14 protein-coding genes and 1 pseudogene are annotated in these 15,653 nt (G+C 70.6%); 9 read left to right on the top strand and 6 right to left on the bottom strand.

Annotated elements, in window-relative coordinates; all coding sequences use genetic code 11:
- Positions 1-56: 56 nt before the first annotated feature.
- The 4 genes from ACODNG_RS08190 to ACODNG_RS08175 all read left to right on the top strand — a co-directional run bounded on the left by ACODNG_RS08190 (position 57) and on the right by ACODNG_RS08175 (position 4,570).
- Positions 57-359 (top strand): DUF7091 family protein, encoded by a 303-nt coding sequence (locus ACODNG_RS08190; protein ID WP_434520913.1) that lies wholly within the window; start codon positions 57-59, stop codon positions 357-359.
- 112 nt (positions 360-471) lie between these two features.
- Positions 472-1,662: a hypothetical protein gene (locus ACODNG_RS08185; RefSeq protein WP_434520912.1), complete on the top strand. Its 1,191-nt coding sequence runs from the start codon at positions 472-474 to the stop codon at positions 1,660-1,662.
- 89 nt (positions 1,663-1,751) lie between these two features.
- Positions 1,752-3,707: an ABC transporter substrate-binding protein gene (locus ACODNG_RS08180; RefSeq protein WP_434520911.1), complete on the top strand. Its 1,956-nt coding sequence runs from the start codon at positions 1,752-1,754 to the stop codon at positions 3,705-3,707.
- Positions 3,704-4,570, top strand: a complete 867-nt coding sequence (locus ACODNG_RS08175; RefSeq protein WP_434520910.1) for a phosphatase PAP2 family protein — start codon at positions 3,704-3,706, stop codon at positions 4,568-4,570. The genes ACODNG_RS08180 and ACODNG_RS08175 overlap by 4 nt, the downstream gene beginning before the upstream one ends.
- A 42-nt stretch (positions 4,571-4,612) precedes the next feature.
- Here ACODNG_RS08175 and ACODNG_RS08170 read toward each other — a convergent pair whose 3' ends face one another.
- Positions 4,613-5,272, bottom strand: a complete 660-nt coding sequence (locus tag ACODNG_RS08170) for a DsbA family oxidoreductase (RefSeq protein ID WP_434520909.1) — start codon at positions 5,270-5,272, stop codon at positions 4,613-4,615.
- A gap of 146 nt (positions 5,273-5,418) precedes the next feature.
- On the opposite strand from ACODNG_RS08170, the gene thiD reads away from it, so the two are divergent.
- On the top strand, positions 5,419-6,297 hold the full coding sequence (gene thiD / locus ACODNG_RS08165) for a bifunctional hydroxymethylpyrimidine kinase/phosphomethylpyrimidine kinase (RefSeq protein ID WP_434520908.1): 879 nt from the start codon (positions 5,419-5,421) through the stop codon (positions 6,295-6,297).
- Positions 6,298-6,665: 368 nt separating this feature from the next.
- On the opposite strand, the gene ACODNG_RS08160 is transcribed toward thiD, so the two are convergent.
- Together ACODNG_RS08160 and ACODNG_RS08155 are read right to left on the bottom strand one after the other, a co-directional pair.
- Positions 6,666-7,463 carry a ZIP family metal transporter gene (locus tag ACODNG_RS08160; protein WP_434520907.1) on the bottom strand — a complete coding sequence of 266 codons (798 nt, stop codon included), beginning with the start codon at positions 7,461-7,463 and terminating at the stop codon, positions 6,666-6,668.
- A gap of 90 nt (positions 7,464-7,553) precedes the next feature.
- Positions 7,554-8,435: a methyl-accepting chemotaxis protein gene (locus tag ACODNG_RS08155; RefSeq protein ID WP_434520906.1), complete on the bottom strand. Its 882-nt coding sequence runs from the start codon at positions 8,433-8,435 to the stop codon at positions 7,554-7,556.
- 214 nt (positions 8,436-8,649) lie between these two features.
- On the opposite strand from ACODNG_RS08155, the gene ACODNG_RS08150 reads away from it, so the two are divergent.
- On the top strand, positions 8,650-9,063 hold the full coding sequence (locus tag ACODNG_RS08150; protein WP_434520905.1) for a hypothetical protein: 414 nt from the start codon (positions 8,650-8,652) through the stop codon (positions 9,061-9,063).
- Between the two features lie 121 nt (positions 9,064-9,184).
- On the opposite strand, the gene ACODNG_RS08145 is transcribed toward ACODNG_RS08150, so the two are convergent.
- Positions 9,185-10,048: a hypothetical protein gene (locus ACODNG_RS08145; protein WP_434520904.1), complete on the bottom strand. Its 864-nt coding sequence runs from the start codon at positions 10,046-10,048 to the stop codon at positions 9,185-9,187.
- A 131-nt stretch (positions 10,049-10,179) separates the two neighbouring features.
- Between ACODNG_RS08145 and mutS the strand changes: the two are divergent.
- The 3 genes and pseudogenes from mutS to azf all read left to right on the top strand — a co-directional run bounded on the left by mutS (position 10,180) and on the right by azf (position 14,433).
- Positions 10,180-12,987 (top strand): annotated as a pseudogene (mutS, locus tag ACODNG_RS08140) (DNA mismatch repair protein MutS).
- 47 nt (positions 12,988-13,034) lie between these two features.
- Positions 13,035-13,385, top strand: coding sequence for a cell division protein SepF (locus ACODNG_RS08135; RefSeq protein WP_210113627.1), 351 nt, complete (start codon positions 13,035-13,037; stop codon positions 13,383-13,385).
- 121 nt (positions 13,386-13,506) lie between these two features.
- Positions 13,507-14,433, top strand: a complete 927-nt coding sequence (gene azf / locus ACODNG_RS08130; protein WP_434520903.1) for an NAD-dependent glucose-6-phosphate dehydrogenase Azf — start codon at positions 13,507-13,509, stop codon at positions 14,431-14,433.
- Between the two features lie 43 nt (positions 14,434-14,476).
- Here azf and ACODNG_RS08125 read toward each other — a convergent pair whose 3' ends face one another.
- Together ACODNG_RS08125 and ACODNG_RS08120 are read right to left on the bottom strand one after the other, a co-directional pair.
- Positions 14,477-15,142, bottom strand: coding sequence for a hypothetical protein (locus ACODNG_RS08125; protein WP_434520902.1), 666 nt, complete (start codon positions 15,140-15,142; stop codon positions 14,477-14,479).
- A gap of 129 nt (positions 15,143-15,271) precedes the next feature.
- Complete coding sequence (locus tag ACODNG_RS08120) at positions 15,272-15,571, bottom strand: hypothetical protein (protein ID WP_434520901.1); 300 nt, start codon at positions 15,569-15,571, stop codon at positions 15,272-15,274.
- Positions 15,572-15,653 lie beyond the last annotated feature (82 nt).

Genomic DNA, 15,653 nt, shown 5'->3' with positions numbered 1-15,653 from the left:
CGTTCCCCGCTCGGCCCGCCAACGGACCTATATCCGGCGCGCCGAAACGGCGGGGTATGGACGACCGGTTCGAACGCGTCATCCGCCAAAAGCTCCGGAAGGCGGGCAAGCAGTTCGAGGAGGCCAAACGCGCCTACGCCGAGGGGCGCGACGACCCCGAGGGCGACGCGGCCGCCGCGGCGCAGTTCGACCTCCCGACCGACGCGGACGGCCGCGCCCGCATCGTCTGCCGCCGCCACGCGGAGCGCCGGACCGTGCCGGTCGACGCCGAGGGGCGCCCGGCCTGCTTCGAGTCGGGTCACCCCGACTGCGAGGGCTGCGCGGAGGACGTTCGCGACGGCGTCGTCGAGACGTGGTGACCGCCCCTCCCGAACTCTCTCGCCGCGGCGTGCCGACTCCACCCGAACTCCCCCGTCGCGGCGCGTGGACGCCACCCGAACAGGTTTGTGTTCCGCGGTTCTCGTGGCCCGCATGAAACGGGCTCGGGTCGTCGTCGCCCTCCTCGTCGTCGTCGGTGTCGGTCTCGTTCTCTCCGGGTTCTTCGCCGGGGCGACCGAGGAGCCGGCCGTCGACGACGTCGCCGACGACCGTCTCATCGAGGTCGACGGCGACTACCGGCTCTGGCCGTACACGAGCCGAAGCACGACGGTCGACGGGCGGACGCTCGCGATCAACGTCGTGTTCCACGCCGACGCCGAGACGACGCGGGCCGCCATCGAGGGCGGCTCGAACGCGACGTGGGAGGAGACGAGGCCGAACGAGAGCGAGGCGACCGCCGACGACGATCAGGTCCGCGAGTTCGTCGGCCGCGACTGGCAGGACGCCCACAGCTCGCTCCGCTACTCGTACGTCGAGGGACCGACCGGCGGCGCGTGGCTCACCGAGACGTTCGAACTCCACGACGGGACGTATCTCGGGGTCCGCGACCACCTCCGCGCCTACGAGTCGCCCGACGGCAGCTACACCGCGGTACAGGCCCACGAAGAGTACTACGACTGGTTCCGGCTCCGTCACACCGTTCCTGACATCGACGCGCCCGCGACGCGGCTGGAGGACGAGTTCATCGAGTCGGACCGCGCGACCGACGTCAGCCGCGAGTACCGCGGTATCGACGGCGGCCGCAGCGACGGCTGGCTCTCCGTGATCGAACTGGCGGCGACGGCGGCGTTCGCCGGGGCGCTGCTCCGTCGGCGGACCCGCGAGGCGGCCGCCGACCTCCTTCGCCGGTTCCGTTCCGACGCGGGGCGACACGCCCCCGCGGCGACGCTGGGTCTCGCGCTCGGCACCGTTCTCGTCGGCGTCCGCGTCGCGGGCGTGACGCTGGAGGCGGCGCTGCCGGGCGCGTCGCCCAAGGCGATCGCGGCGCCGCTGTACCTCGTCCTCGCACTCGGGCTGCCCGCGCTGGTCGTCTGGCGCGCGCCGCGGTCCGACCCGGCTGCCGCCGCGCTGGCCGTCGTCGTCGGCCTCGGCGGCGGCTTCGTCGCCGACTTCGCCGCGCTCGGCGTGGCGGTCCCGCCCGACCTCATCGTCCACCGCGTGGCGCTCCTCGCCGCGCTCGGCGTCGTCGCCATCGGACGGGCGGCCGCCGACCGGCCGGTCGTCGTCGCCGGGCTGGCGGCGTGGGCCGTCGGGCTGGCGCTCCCGCTGATGGACGTGATCTGAAGCGGTCGATCGTGTCGGCGCGCCGTCTGGGGGCGGAAACAGCACAGAAGAGATATACCGGTTGGCTGAAAACAAGGGGAGACGAACGGATGACGCGACCGATCAGCCGACGCGCGGCGCTCGCCGGATTCGGCCTCGCGGCCGCCAGCGCCGGCTGTCTCGGTCGTACTGAGAACATCGCCGGACGGGACCCTCACTCGCAGATGGTCCTCGAGATCAATACCACGCCGGCGGACGGGGACCCCAACGGGATCCGTATCGCGAGACAGCTCGAAGAGCACCTGACCGCGGTCGGTATCGACGTCCGACTCAACACCGTCGGGCAGACCGACCTCTGGCGGAAGGTGCTCATCAACCAGAACTTCGACATCTACGTCGGGCAGTTCGTGGAGACGGAGCCGTTCGACCCGGACGCGCTGTACGGCCTGACCCACTCGAAGTTCATCGCGGAATCCGGGTGGCAGAACCCCTTCGGTCTCACGGAGATCGCGGTCGACGACCTGCTGGACCGACAGCGCCGGGTATCGGGAGACGAACGGGACGACGCCGTCGACGCGCTCCAAGAGACGGTGTGTGACCTCCAACCCTTCTCCGTCGTCGCGTTTCCCGACGCGCTCACCGCCGTCCGGGGGAACCGGTTCGAGGGGTGGACGGAGGGGCGCCAGCCGCTTTCGGTCACCGGACTCCTCGAACTCGACGCGGTCGCTCCCGATGCCGGCTCGGGAGGCGACACCGGTTCGGGAGACGGTGGTTCCGGCGCCGACGGATCGATGGACGGCAACACGACGGGCGGCAACACGACGCCGGGCGACACAGATGACGCGGACGACGGCGACGGAGCCGATGCGGACGACGGCGGCGGAGATGTCCTCCGGCTCGTGACGACCGACGACCGCATCACCGAGAACTGGAACCCGATCGCCGCGGAGTACCGGAAGTACGGTACGTTCACCGGGCTGCTGTACGACCCGCTCGTCCGCGCGGACGGCGAGTCCGTCGTCCCGTGGCTGGCGGCCGACTGGGAGCGGGTCGACGACGACGCCGTCGACGTCTCGCTCCGCGACGCTCGGTGGCACGACGGTGAACCCGTGACCGCGAGCGACGTCGCGTTCACCTACGAGTTCTTCCGGGACACGTCGCTGGGGAACGTCGAGACGCCGGTTCCGACCCCGCGATTCCGCGGTCGGAGCTCCCTCGTCGAAGACGAGCGGGTCCTCGACGACGCGACCGTTCGTCTCACCGTCCCCGACGTCAACGAGACGGCCGTTTCTCGGGCGCTTCAGGCGCCGATACTCCCGGAACACGTCTGGTCGGACCGGACAGACGCGGCGACGATCGCAGGCTTCGAGTTCGACTTCGAGACGACGGAGGCGGTCGTCTCGAACAACCCCGAGCCGGTCGGAAGCGGTCCGCTGCGCTTCGTCGAGGCGACCGCGGGGGAGTCGGTCGTCTTCGAACGGAACCCCGACCACTTCCTCGTCCGCCCGGCGCCCGACGACGCCGAGGCGGCCGAGGAGACGACGGACCCGCGTGCGGGAATCCCGTCCAGATACCACGGGAAGCCCGCCTTCGATCGACTCCGGATCGAGGTGTTGCCGTCGGACATTTCGGCCGTGGAGTCGGTCGCCGAGGGGCTCGCGGACGCGACCGCCTCGAACCTCGGTCCGGCGTCGGTCCCGCGGATCGGCCGCTCGGACGACGCCCGGCTCGTGAGCGGCCGATCGGCGGCGTTCTATCACGTCGGGTACAACGTGCGGCGGAGCCCGCTGTCGAACCCTCGCTTCCGCGCGGTCATCGCGCGGCTGATCGACAAGTCCGCGGTCGTCGAGGACGCGTTCAACGGGTACGCGAAGGCGGCGACCTCCCCGCTCGCGGCGTCGGCGGACGCGGTTCCGGAATCGCTGACGTGGACCGGCGAGACCGACCCCGTTCACCCGTTCTTCGACGACGGGGGATCGCTGGACGTCGCGGCCGCCAGGGCGGAGCTTCGCGACATCGGATATCGCTTCGACGACGAGGGACGGCTGCTCTCGCGGGGGCAATGACGCCGTTTTTGTCCGTCCTCACGTCGGTCGTGGCGTGGGTCGGGACGATGCTGGCGGTTGCGAGCGTCGCGATCGTCGGGCCGGCCCGGCTCCGCGAGGCGTGGAGCGGGCTTCGCGCGAGGCTGTGGGACGCGCGCCGGGCCGTCGCGGTCCTGTGTGCGGTGCTGCTCGCCAGCGCGATCGGCCGGAGCTCGCTTCAGTCGGTCTCGGAGCTGTTCGGTATCCAGGCGACGGCGCTCATCTACGGGCTGGAGGGCGGGTTCGTCGCGTGGGTTCAGGCGACGTTCGCTGTCCCGGCGTTGACCGCGTATTTCTCGTGGGTGTACGTGTACGGCTACGCGTTCCTGCTCGCGTTCCCGGTGGTCGCGTACCTCGCGCTTCCGCGGACGGCGACGCTCAGGCGCGTCCTCGTCGCGTACGCGCTCAACTACGCGATCGGGCTGGCGCTGTACACGGCGGTGTTCGCCTACGGACCGCGGAACGTGATGCCGGACATGGTGACGCCGCTCCTGTTCACCAACCAGCCCGACGTGATGGTCCTCGCGAGCGAGGTGAACGTGAACACGAACGTCTTCCCCTCGCTTCACACTTCGCTCGCGGTCACCGTGGGGACGTTCGCGGTGCTGACCCGCGACGACTACCCGCTGTGGACGCCGGTCGCGGTGTGGCTCTCGCTGTCGGTCGTCGTCGCGACGATGTACCTCGGTATCCACTGGCTCACCGACGTCGTCGCCGGCTTCGCGCTCGCGTTCGGCTCCGTCTCCCTCGCGTATCGCCTCGTGGACCCCCGGGGCGACGCCGCCGAACCGAGCGGCGACGCGGACGGGGAGTGTCCCGGCTCCGGGACCGGTGCGGACGACTGATCCGCAGGGGTTCCGTCGGTGTCGCCGTTCGGCGACCCGCGATCAGACCCCTTCGACGAGCCGTTCGAGCTGCTCCGGCGGGACCGCGCCGCGGGCCGCGTGACCGTCGTACGCGAACGTTGGAACGCCGGTGACGCCCTGCCGCCTCGCGGCGTCGAACAGCTCGGTGACGCGCTCGCGGAGGTCGTCGTCGTCGAGCGCGCGGTTGACGACCTCTGGGTCGAGTCCGTCGATGTCCGCGGCGATATCGCCGAGCACGTCGCGGTCGCCGATGTCGCGGCCCTCCAGCCAGAGCGCGTCGAAGACGGCCTCGTCGAACGCGAGCCACGCGTCCGGCGCGGTCTCGCGCACGCGGACCGAGACGATCTGCGCGGGCAGCGAGTCGACGTCGCTCGCGAGTTCTAGCTCCATCTCCTCGGCGCCGTACTCCTCTTGGAGCCGGCGGACGTTCTCGCGGGCCTGCTCGTAGTACTCCTCATCTTTCCCGGTGTCGGCGTCGTGGTCGATCTCGCCGTCGGGACCGCGCTGGCCCGCCCGGAGGTCGAACGGGTGCCAGTCGATGTCGAGCGGCTCCTCGCGCGTCTCTTGATACTTCGCGAGCGACCGCCGCCCGAGGAAGCAGAACGGGCAGACGTAGTCGGAGTAGACGGTGATCGCCTCGCGCTCGTCGGCGCCGGCCGCGGCGTCGGTGTCGGTTGCCATGCCCCCGCTACGCCGCGGAGCCGAAAAGGTCGTTCGGCGACGGCAGCGTGGGCGCGACGCGCACGGTGGCGATCGCCCGGCGTGCGGACCGTCCGCGTCGATCCCAAACCACTACCAATTAATACAACTAAGTTTTACCACCGCGTATGTCCGAGTACGATCCGGTCGACCCGCCGGTCGCGCTGACGATCGCCGGCAGCGACAGCGGCGGCGGGGCGGGAATCCAGGCGGACCTGACCGCGATGACCGCGCACGGCGTCTTCGGGACCTCGGTCGTGACGGCGACGACCGCACAGAACACGCGGGGCGTCGAGGACGTCCACCCGGTCCCCGCTGATCATGTCGCGAGCCAGTACGCGGCGGTCGCCGACGACTTCGCCGTCGAGGCGGTCAAGACGGGAATGTTGGCGACCGCCGAAATCGTCGAGACGGTGACCGAGGCGGTCGCGGACGCCGACGCCTCGGACGCCGACGCCTCGGACGCCGACGCCCCGGTCGTCGTCGACCCCGTGATGGTCGCGGCGACCGGCGACCGACTGCTCTCGCCCGCCGCCGAGGACGCCTACGAGGACCTGATCGCGGCCGCGACGCTCGTCACGCCCAACGCCGACGAGGCCGCGGTGCTGACCGGCGACCCGGTCGAGACCCCGGCCGACGCCGAGGCGGCCGGGCGCGACCTCGTCGCGCTCGGCGCGGACGCGGCGCTGGTGAAGGGCGGTCACCTCGACGGCGGGTCGGTCGACGGCGACGTCGTCGTCGACACGCTCGTTCAGGCCGACGGCGCGGGCGGTGACGGGACCGACCCGACCGTCGACCGCTTCGAGACGCCCCGGATCGACACTGACGCGACCCATGGCTCCGGCTGCGCGCTGTCGAGTGCGATAGCGGCGCGGCTGGCGAGAGGACAGTCGATTCGTGGAGCGGTCGGCGCCGCGGTCGAGGAGATGACCGAGGCGGTCCGGCGCGGCTACGACGTGGGTGAGGGACCGGGCGCGGTCAACCCGACCGTGTTGGGCGAGGAGTGAGGCGTCGAATCGGGTAGCTATTTATAAACAGTTGCCTGCGGATCGGCGGAGAACACCTCCAAAGCCCCAGTCGCGAGGACGCCGTACGCTCGCTGCGCTCCTCGGTCGCTCGTTTCACTCGCTCCCTGCGGTGCTTACGTCGCCTACGGCGTCCTCGCGACTGCCCCTTTGAGTCCCACCCGATCGCAACCGCACCGCACCTCACACCTCCCCAGCCTCGTCGGCCTCCCTCCGGTCGGCCGACTCCCTCGCGCGTGCTCCTCGCGCCCGATGGGCGCTCGGAGGCGCGCGCCACAGCATTGCTCTTTATAAACAATCGTCGCCGCCGGCGACGCTCATTTAAATATCTCGTCGTCGCCCTCGGTCGCTTATAAATACGCGAGCGGGATCATCAAGGCGGCGCCGAGCGCGATGCCGCCCACGAGGACTCGCCTGCCGCCGTGCGGGAGGTCGGAACCGGTCTCCAGCGCCTCGGGGATGAACTCCGAGAGGACGAGGTAGATCATCGCGCCCGCGGCGAAGCCGAAGCCGTACGGGAGGAACTCGCGGGCGTACCGCACGAACGCGAACGCGATCACGGCCCCGATCGGCTGCGGGAGACTGGAGAACACCGACCACCACACCATCTTCCACTTCGAGACTCCCATCGATCGGAGGGGAATCGAGATGGCCGTCCCCTCCGGGACGTTGTGGATCGAGATGGCGACGGTCATGAACACGGCCAGTAGCGGGACCGTAAAGCCGAACAGCGCGGTGCCCCCCTCCAGCCCGAGGTCTGCGAAGGAGACACCGACCGCGATCCCCTCCGGGAAGCTGTGGACCGTCAGCACGCCGAGGATCAGAATTAGCTTCTTGAAGTCGGCCTCCTCGTACTCCCGCGGGTCGATCTCGGCGTCGGTCAACACGTCGTGCGCGACGACGACGAGGACGACACCCGCGAGCATCCCGATCCCGATCTCCGCGGGGGTTCCCTCCGCGAGTCCCTCCTGTACTAGGCCGAACAGCGACGCCGACAGCATGATTCCCGACGCGAACCCCCACAGCGCCACGTTTCCGCGCTCGCTGATGGCGTCGAAGAAGAAGAACGGTACCGCGCCGATCCCGGTCGCCAGCGCCGTGATCAGCCCGGCGACGAAGACGAACGCGTAGGCGTCGAGCGCGACCATCGGGCGGTGGTACGCCCGTCTCGGTGATAACTCCGGCGAGCGCATCCGCGTCCCGGGAAGGCGACCGAGCTCCGACCGGCGAAACCGCACTTATTCAACGAGTTCGCCCAGCTCGTCGATCTTCTCGGTCTGCTCCTCGTTGGCCGCCCCGATCCGCTCCGCCTCGGCCGCGACGTCGTCGGCGGTGTCGGCCGCCGAGTCGATCATCGACGACACCTCCTCGGTGGAGGCGGCCTGCTGGTCCGTCGCGTCGGCAACCTCGCCGACGCCCTCCGTGGCCTCGGTGACCGCGTCGTCGATATCGTGGAGCACGTCGACCGTCTCGTCGACCCGGTCGAGACCCGTTCGGACCTCGTCGCTCGCGTTCTCGATCCGTTCGCTCGTCTCGTGGGTGTCCGCTTTGATCTCGTCGACCAGTTCCTCGATGTCCTCCGCGTTCCGCTGTGACTCCTCCGCGAGGTTCTTCACCTCCTCGGCGACGACCGCGAAGCCGTCGCCCGCCTCGCCCGCCCGGGCCGCCTCGATGGAGGCGTTCAGCGCGAGCATGTTCGTCTGGTCGGCGATGTCGTCGATCACGTCGACGATCTCGTCGATCCGCCCGATCCGGTCTTCGAGCCGCGAGACGGTCTTGGACACCTCGTCGTTGGCCGACTCGACGGTCTCCATCGCGTCGATCGCGTTCTCGGCGACCGTACACCCCTCCTCAGTCAGCTCCTGGGCGTGGCTACTCACCGTCTCGACCTCCTCGGCGCTGGCGGCGATCTCCTCGACCGTCGCCGACAGGTTCGACACCTCCTCGGAAATTTCCCGCATGGACGCTGACTGCTCTTCGGTCAGCTCGGTCACCTCGTTCGACCCTTTCGAGACGATCTGCGAGATCCGGAGCAGTTGCTCTACGGTCTCGCCGATTTCCGCCTGTACGTCCGATTCAGGAGGGTCATCCGCCTCAGATCCGTTCGATCGGGTTGCCATACGAACCTCTCCCCCGGGGCGGTGGTTAAATTGACGGTGAAATTACCAGAGCGGATAACGCAGCACGAGCGATGTAGAATCGGAAGTAATTCAGGGTTTTGTGGCCGTGTAAGTGGTGGTTTGTGAACACCGTCTCGAACGCAGCTATTCTCAAAATCTCCGGTATGATAATTGCTGGAGAACGCTTTTCAGGAAGTGTTGGCCGATTGTAAGCATGGCAACATCGACGACAGTGATCGAGGAGACCGACATCTACACCGTCGAGTGGGACGCGTCGCTCGACCTCCCCGTGTTCACGTGGGACGAGTACGCCGCCGGCGAGGCGTTCCGCGAGGGCGCTCGGCGCTGGGAGGAGGTCATCGCGGACCGGAACGCGGACAAGTACATCGTGAACACCGCGGGCGTGACCGCACACGACGACGCTGACAAGCAATGGCTCGGCGAGGAGTGGGTCCCCGACCTCATCGACAAGGGAGTGACGCGCGGCGCCGGCGTGTACGCGGACTCCGCGATCGCGAGCATGGAGATGGAGGAGGTCGAGAAACAGCTGAGTTCGATCGCCCCCGAGTTCGAGTTCCGCGCGTTCGCGAGCAACGAGGAAGCGAAGGAGTGGCTGAAAGACCAGTAACGCGGACCGACGACTGACGCTCCGCTCCTTTTCCCCCGTCGGCGCGGCTGCGACGCGGGCGAGTGGCCCGGTACGGTCAACTCGACGGCCCCGGGCGGGACGCCCCGTACCGCGCTAGCCGTCACTCGGCCCCGTCGAGCGCGGCGGGGTCGAGCTCGAAGATCCGGGCCTCGCACCCCTCACAGCGCCCGACAACCACGTCGCGGGCGGTACAACAGGACGCGACGACCTCCTCTCCGACCGTCACCTCGCCCTCGCAGGCCGGACACTCCTCGACGAACAGCCGCAGCCCGCCGAGCACCTCGCTCCGCGCCGGCTGCGGGAGGTCGGTCCACCCGTCGTCGTTCGCGCGCAGCACGCGGTCGGCGGCGGCGTCCGCCAGGAAGGCCGGACGCGACACCCAGTGGCCGATCCGATCGCCGTCGACGGCGGCGAACACCGCGTTCCCCCGCTCCTCGACCGAGAGGTGCGGCTCGTCGGCGGCGTCCACGTTGGCGAGCCGCGTCACCGCCGCGACGTCGCCCGCCTCCCGCGCGTCGTCGAGCGCCGACCGCCACGCCGACGCGAACCACGGCGCGTGCGTGAGGTCGCTCCCGTCGTCGGTCTCGACGAGGGCGCCCGCGGCGAGCAGGTACGACCGCGGGTCCACGGCGGCGTCTTCGGACGGCTCCCCGCCCGACGCGGACGCGCCCGCCGACGCCCGCGCCGCGGCCGGCTCCTTACCGAACAGCGCGAGGGCCCGCTCGGGGAGGTACCGCCTCGTGAGTTCAGGAGTGCCCGGCACGAGGTAGCCGCGCAGCCAGACCGCCGCGAGCGAGACCGTCGTCGCAGCCGCGCCGACGAGCGGGGCGACGGCGACGGCGACCGCCGCGCCGAGCGCGACTCCGATCGCGACGTTGACGACGGTACAGGGGAGACAGCGGTTCTCGCCGGTGTACTCCGGCTGTCGGATCCGGTCGACGAGCGAGCCGCCCGACGCGTCCATACCCTGCCTACGCGCGGTGGGAGCTTGTAACTACGGCCGCCGGGCCCCGCTCCCGCCGACCGTCCGGCGATCGTCGCCGTCCGCTCGCGGACCCGCAGGGTTTTAGCCGCGCACGGCGGGAGTACGGACATATGGCAACGGGGATCGTCGGGGAGTTCCTCGATCTCAAGGCGGAGACGGACGCGGATGTCCTCGCGATGCGAGTGCGGCGACTTCTACGAGTTCTTCGCGGACGACGCCGAGCTGGTCGCCGACGAGCTGGACCTCTCGATCTCACAGAAGTCCTCTCACGGCTCGTCGTACCCGATGGCGGGCGTGCCGCTCTCGGAGCTGACGCCGTACGTGAACGCTCTCGTCGAGCGCGGCTACCGGGTCGCGGTCGCCGACCAATACGACACCGACGACGGGGGCCACGCCCGGGAGATCGTCCGCGTCGTCACTCCCGGGACGGTCCTCGAAACGAGCGACGACGACGCGCGCTACCTCGCGGCGGTGGTCCGCGAGGAGGAGGAGTCCGGCGCGACCGGCGCGACCGGCGGAACCGGAGACGCCGACGCCGACGGCCCGTACGGACTCGCCTTCGCCGACGTGACCACGGGGCGGTTCCTCGCCACGACGGTCGACGACGGGGGCGACCTGCGTGCCGAACTCTACCGGTTCGACCCCGCTGAGGTGCTCCCGGGGCCGCGAGTGCGCAACGACGACGGCCTGCTCGCCGCGGTCCGCGAGGATCTCTCGGGACGCGTCACCGCCTTCGACGCGGAGGCGTTCGCGACGGGGCGCGCGAAGCACGCGGTACGCGAGCAGTTCGGCCGCGAGACGACCGACAGCGTCGGACTGGACTCGGCGCTCGCGGTCCGGGCCGCGGGCGCGGTCCTCTCGTACGTCGAGGAGACGGGCGCGGGCGTGCTGGCCTCGATGACCCGCCTGACCGCCTACGGCGCCGACGACCGGGTCGACGTGGACGCGACCACGCAGCGCAACCTCGAGATCACGGAGACGATGCGGGGCGACGCCGACGGCTCGCTGTTCGACACCGTCGACCACACGGTCACGGCCGCCGGCGGGCGGCTGCTCCGCGAGTGGCTCACCCGCCCGCGACGCGACCGCGAGACGCTCGCGGCCCGGCTCGACGCGGTCGAGGCGCTGGCGTCCGCGGCGCTCGCGCGCGACCGGATCCGGGAGGTCCTCGGCGACGCGTACGACCTCGAACGCCTCGCGGCGCGCACGACCAGCGGGAGCGCGGGCGCGCGCGAACTGCTCTCCGTCCGCGACACGCTCGCGCTGCTCCCGGACCTCGCGGACGCGATCGACGGCACCGCCCTCGCCGACTCCCCGGCGGCCGCCGTCCTCGACCGGGTCGACCGCGGCCTCGCCGCCGGACTCCGCGAGGAGCTCGCCGAGGCGCTCGCCGAGGACCCGCCGAAGGCGAAGACCGGCGGCGGGCTGTTGAAGGAGGGGTACGACGACGAGCTGGACGAGCTGATCGAGCGCCACGAGTCGGTGAACTCGTGGCTCGACGGGCTCGCGGAGCGCGAGAAGCGCGAGCACGGACTCAGCCACGTCACCGTCGACCGAAACAAGACGGACGGCTACTACATCCAGGTCGGCAAGTCGGTCGCGGATCAGGTGCCCGAGCACTACCGCGAGATCAAGACGCTGAAGAACTCGAGGCGGTTCGTCACCGACGAGCTGGCGGAGAAGGAGCGGGAGGTCCTCCGACTGGAGGAGGCCCGCGGCGAGCTGGAGTACGAGCTGTTCGAGGAGCTCCGTGAGCGCGTCGCCGAGCGCGCCGAGCTGCTCCAGGACGCCGGGCGAGCTGTCGCGGAACTCGACGCGCTCGCCTCGCTCGCGACCCACGCCGCCCGCCGGGACTGGACGCGCCCGGAACTGACCGAGGAGCGCCGGCTCGACGTCGAGGCCGGCCGGCACCCCGTCGTCGAGGGGACGACCGACTTCGTGCCGAACGACCTGCGGCTCGACGCGGAGCGCGGCTTCCTCATCGTCACCGGCCCGAACATGAGCGGGAAGTCGACGTACATGCGGCAGGCTGCGCTGATCCAGCTGCTCGCGCAGGCCGGCTCGTTCGTCCCCGCCCGCGCTGCCGAGGTTGGACTCGTCGACGGCATCTACACCCGCGTCGGCGCGCTCGACGAGCTGGCGCAGGGCCGGTCGACGTTCATGGTCGAGATCAGGAGCTGTCGAACATCCTCCACTCGGCGACCGAGGACTCGCTCGTCATCCTCGACGAGGTCGGCCGCGGCACTGCCACCTACGACGGCATCTCCATCGCGTGGGCCGCGACCGAGTACCTCCACAACGAGGTCCGCGCGCGCACCCTCTTCGCCACCCACTACCACGAGCTGACGACGCTCGCGGACCACCTCCCGCGCGTCGCGAACGTCCACGTCGCCGTCGACGAGCGCGACGGCGAGGTGACGTTCCTCCGCACCGTCCGCGACGGGCCGACGAACCGCTCGTACGGGGTCCACGTCGCCGACCTCGCGGGCGTCCCCAACCCCGTCGTTTCCCGTGCGGACGAGGTCCTCGACCGGCTCCGCGAGGAGAAAGCGATCGAGGCTCGCGGCGGGTCGCGCGGGGGTGGGAGCGACGCCGGCGAGGGTCTCGACGGCGAGGCTGGAGGCGGCACGCAGCAGGTCGTGTTCGACCTCTCGTCGGGATCGTTCTCGGGGAGCGACGAGGGCGGAGCGACGGCGGCCGACGCCTCGGCCTCGGAAACGGGTCGAAACGGGACGACTTCCGGGTCGGCCGCGGCCGACGACGTGGGGGGCGCGGAACCCGCGGAGACCGCGGAGACCGACCGCCTCGACCCCGACACCCGCGCCGTGATCGAGGAGCTGAGCGACGTCGACGTCGCGGAGACCCCCCCGGTGGAGCTGCTCTCGCGGGTCCAGGAGTGGCAGGAGCGGCTGGACTGACTGTGTCTGACGTAAGAACTAATGTCCGACCTCGTCGTGTGGTGTGTATGGGCATCATGAGCAAGATCCTCGGCGGGAGTGGGAGCCGCTCCGTCGACGACTACGTCGAGCTCGACACGGACGACTTCGCCGACGCGCACGCGGAGACGGGTACGCAGGTACACTTCGCCGAAATCGGCGATCAGAGTGACATCATCCCGATCAAAGACGCCGTCTACGACGGCGACTTCGTCATCGCCGACATCACCCGCCACTCCACGTCGGACCGGACGATAGAACACGTCTACGACGAGCTTCGGCAGGTGGTCCAGGAGGTCGACGGCGACATCGTCCAGAAGGGCGACGACCAGATCATCGTCACTCCCACCGGCGTGAAGGTCTCGCGACAGAAACTGTAGGCGCCTCGTTCCGGCGGTCTCGCTCCGACTCTCCTCCCGGTATCCCGCATCTGCGACCCGGACCCGGGCGTACCGGTCGAACCGTGTCATATATGCCGTTCTCCCGCCCACGTAGAGTCGAATGGACGAGCCGGTCCTGCTGACGGGCGCCGGCGGACGGGTGGGACAGGCCATCCTCCGCGGTCTCGGCGACGACTACGAGTGGCGACTCCTCGACCGGGAGCCGCTCCCGGCCGCGAAGGTGCCCGAGGGGATCACCGACGCCGACCGGTACGTCGCCGACATCACCGACGAGCGCGCCGTCCGCGAGGCGGTCGCCGACGTCGGTGCGGTGATCCACCTCGCCGGCGACCCCCGGAAGACGGCGCCGTGGGACTCGGTCCTCCGCAACAACATCGACGGGGCGCAGGTCATGATGCGCGCTGCCGCCGAGACCGGCGTCGAGAAGTTCGTGTTCGCCTCCTCGAACCACGCCGTCGGCGGCTACGAGACCGACGAGCGCACGCCGGACCTGTACCGCTCCGACGACGACTACCGGCTCGACGGCACCGAACTCCCCCGCCCCGGCAACCTCTACGGCGTCTCGAAGGCGGCGGGCGAGTCGCTCGGGCGCTTCTACCACGACGAGTTCGGCATGAGCGTCGTCTGCGTCCGCATCGGGAACCTCACCAAGGACCACCCGCCCCGCGAGTACGAGCGCGGGCAGGCGATGTGGCTCTCGCACCGCGACTGCGCGCACCTGTTCGACCGGTGTCTGCGGGCCGACTACGGCTACGAGATCGTCTACGGCATCTCGGACAACGACCGCCGCTACTACTCGATCGAACGCGCCCGCGAGGCGCTCGGCTACGACCCGGCCGACAACTCCGGCGACTACACCTTCGAGGGCGAACCCAAGTCGGACCGCGACGTCGACGCGGCGGAGGACCCCTCCGCCGCCGATTCCGACGCGCCCGCCGCCGATTCCGACGCGCCCGCCGCTGACGACGACGCGCCCACGGAACCCAACTTCCCCGCCGACCCCGACGCGCCGAGCGACGACGCCTGATCGATCCGGTTGGCCGTCGCCCGCGCCGCCGCGATAACGCGCCCTAAAACAGGCCGTCGACGTCGCGTCGCTTCCGCTCCTCGATATCGACGTGATCGCGCAGCCGGGCGGCCACCTGCGGCCGCGCGTCGGGCGTGCGGAGGTACGCGAACAGCAGCTCCGCGAAGCGGGTCCGACCCGTCCCGCGCTCCTTGCGCGCGAGGTCGGCCGCGGTCGCGAGCGCCTCCGCGTCGCCCGGCTCCCCCGTCCTCGCCAGCGCCGGCGCCGCGATCCCCGCCCCGACGAGCGACAGCCCGTCGAAACCCGGCGTCTCGTCGCCGACGCGAATCCGCGGCGCGCTCGCCGACTCCACGTCTCTCGGGGCCGCGGCGAGTCGCTCCGCCCACTCGCGGACGGGTTCGATCACGACCCCCTGCGGGTCGGCGACTCCGTTCAGCGCCGCGACGGCGGCTTGTGCGTGTTCGATCGTCTCGGAGCGGTCGCCGTCGATCGCGCCCTGCGTCGCCGCCGCGGTCGCCGCCAGCCCCCGGAGCAGCCGCTCGGTGCCGTCGTTATCGCCGCCGTCCGGCGGTCGCCGTTCGCCTTCCCAGACGTCGTGGGCCGCGAGGAACCGCTCCTCGTTGAACAGCGCGGCGCCGGCGGTGATCGCGGCTAACGCGGACGGCGTGTCGCGCGCGTTTCCGTTCTGCCCGGAGTCGCGGTCGGTCACGCCTCGCGGTCGGCGGCGACGACTGATAAATGGCGAGTTCCGCGACCGGCGGAGGGCGAGCGGTCAGCGAGGGAGTGGAGGAGAGAGGTCAGCGGGGGAGTGGAGGCGAGCGGTCAGCGGGGGAGGGAATCATCGCCCGCGGCGGGCGGATCTGGTCTCTCGGACGGTGCCTTCGTCGTCCGGCAGGCGGACCGTCCGGTCGACCGCGCTCGGGTACCGCCGGTGAAGCGCCGCGCCGGCGACCGCGCCGCAGAGGGCCGCCAGCGCGACCGCGGCCGCGGTCGGGAACGAGAGGGCCACGACCGTCAACACCGGAAGCGCCGCGAAGGCAATCTCGACGCCGAGTGACGGGAGGGCCGCCGACCGGCGGGGATTCGCGTACAGATCGGGGTGGACGGTGCGTCTGGAGGGGGATCGGTCTGGATTCATCGTCGGATGTGGGTCGCGGCGCGAGGCGTCCGCCTCGCGGTTCGAGTCGGTTCGGTCGCCGAGGACCGCGTCATGCGGTCTG

It is taken from the genome of Halorubrum sp. AS12 (assembly GCF_051122765.1).
In the GTDB taxonomy this organism is placed as follows: domain Archaea; phylum Halobacteriota; class Halobacteria; order Halobacteriales; family Haloferacaceae; genus Halorubrum; species Halorubrum trapanicum.
This window is presented reverse-complemented; position numbering and strand designations above follow the sequence as displayed.

Coding starts and splice junctions, on each gene's coding strand:
- ACODNG_RS08145 (WP_434520904.1), bottom strand. CDS start 10,048: ATGGACGCGTCGGGCGGCTCGCTCGTCGACCGGATCCGACAGCCGGAG.
- ACODNG_RS08160 (WP_434520907.1), bottom strand. CDS start 7,463: ATGGTCGCGCTCGACGCCTACGCGTTCGTCTTCGTCGCCGGGCTGATC.
- azf (WP_434520903.1), top strand. CDS start 13,507: ATGGACGAGCCGGTCCTGCTGACGGGCGCCGGCGGACGGGTGGGACAG.
- ACODNG_RS08120 (WP_434520901.1), bottom strand. CDS start 15,571: ATGAATCCAGACCGATCCCCCTCCAGACGCACCGTCCACCCCGATCTG.
- ACODNG_RS08155 (WP_434520906.1), bottom strand. CDS start 8,435: ATGGCAACCCGATCGAACGGATCTGAGGCGGATGACCCTCCTGAATCG.
- ACODNG_RS08175 (WP_434520910.1), top strand. CDS start 3,704: ATGACGCCGTTTTTGTCCGTCCTCACGTCGGTCGTGGCGTGGGTCGGG.
- ACODNG_RS08150 (WP_434520905.1), top strand. CDS start 8,650: ATGGCAACATCGACGACAGTGATCGAGGAGACCGACATCTACACCGTC.
- ACODNG_RS08185 (WP_434520912.1), top strand. CDS start 472: ATGAAACGGGCTCGGGTCGTCGTCGCCCTCCTCGTCGTCGTCGGTGTC.
- ACODNG_RS08180 (WP_434520911.1), top strand. CDS start 1,752: ATGACGCGACCGATCAGCCGACGCGCGGCGCTCGCCGGATTCGGCCTC.
- ACODNG_RS08135 (WP_210113627.1), top strand. CDS start 13,035: ATGGGCATCATGAGCAAGATCCTCGGCGGGAGTGGGAGCCGCTCCGTC.
- ACODNG_RS08170 (WP_434520909.1), bottom strand. CDS start 5,272: ATGGCAACCGACACCGACGCCGCGGCCGGCGCCGACGAGCGCGAGGCG.
- ACODNG_RS08190 (WP_434520913.1), top strand. CDS start 57: ATGGACGACCGGTTCGAACGCGTCATCCGCCAAAAGCTCCGGAAGGCG.
- thiD (WP_434520908.1), top strand. CDS start 5,419: ATGTCCGAGTACGATCCGGTCGACCCGCCGGTCGCGCTGACGATCGCC.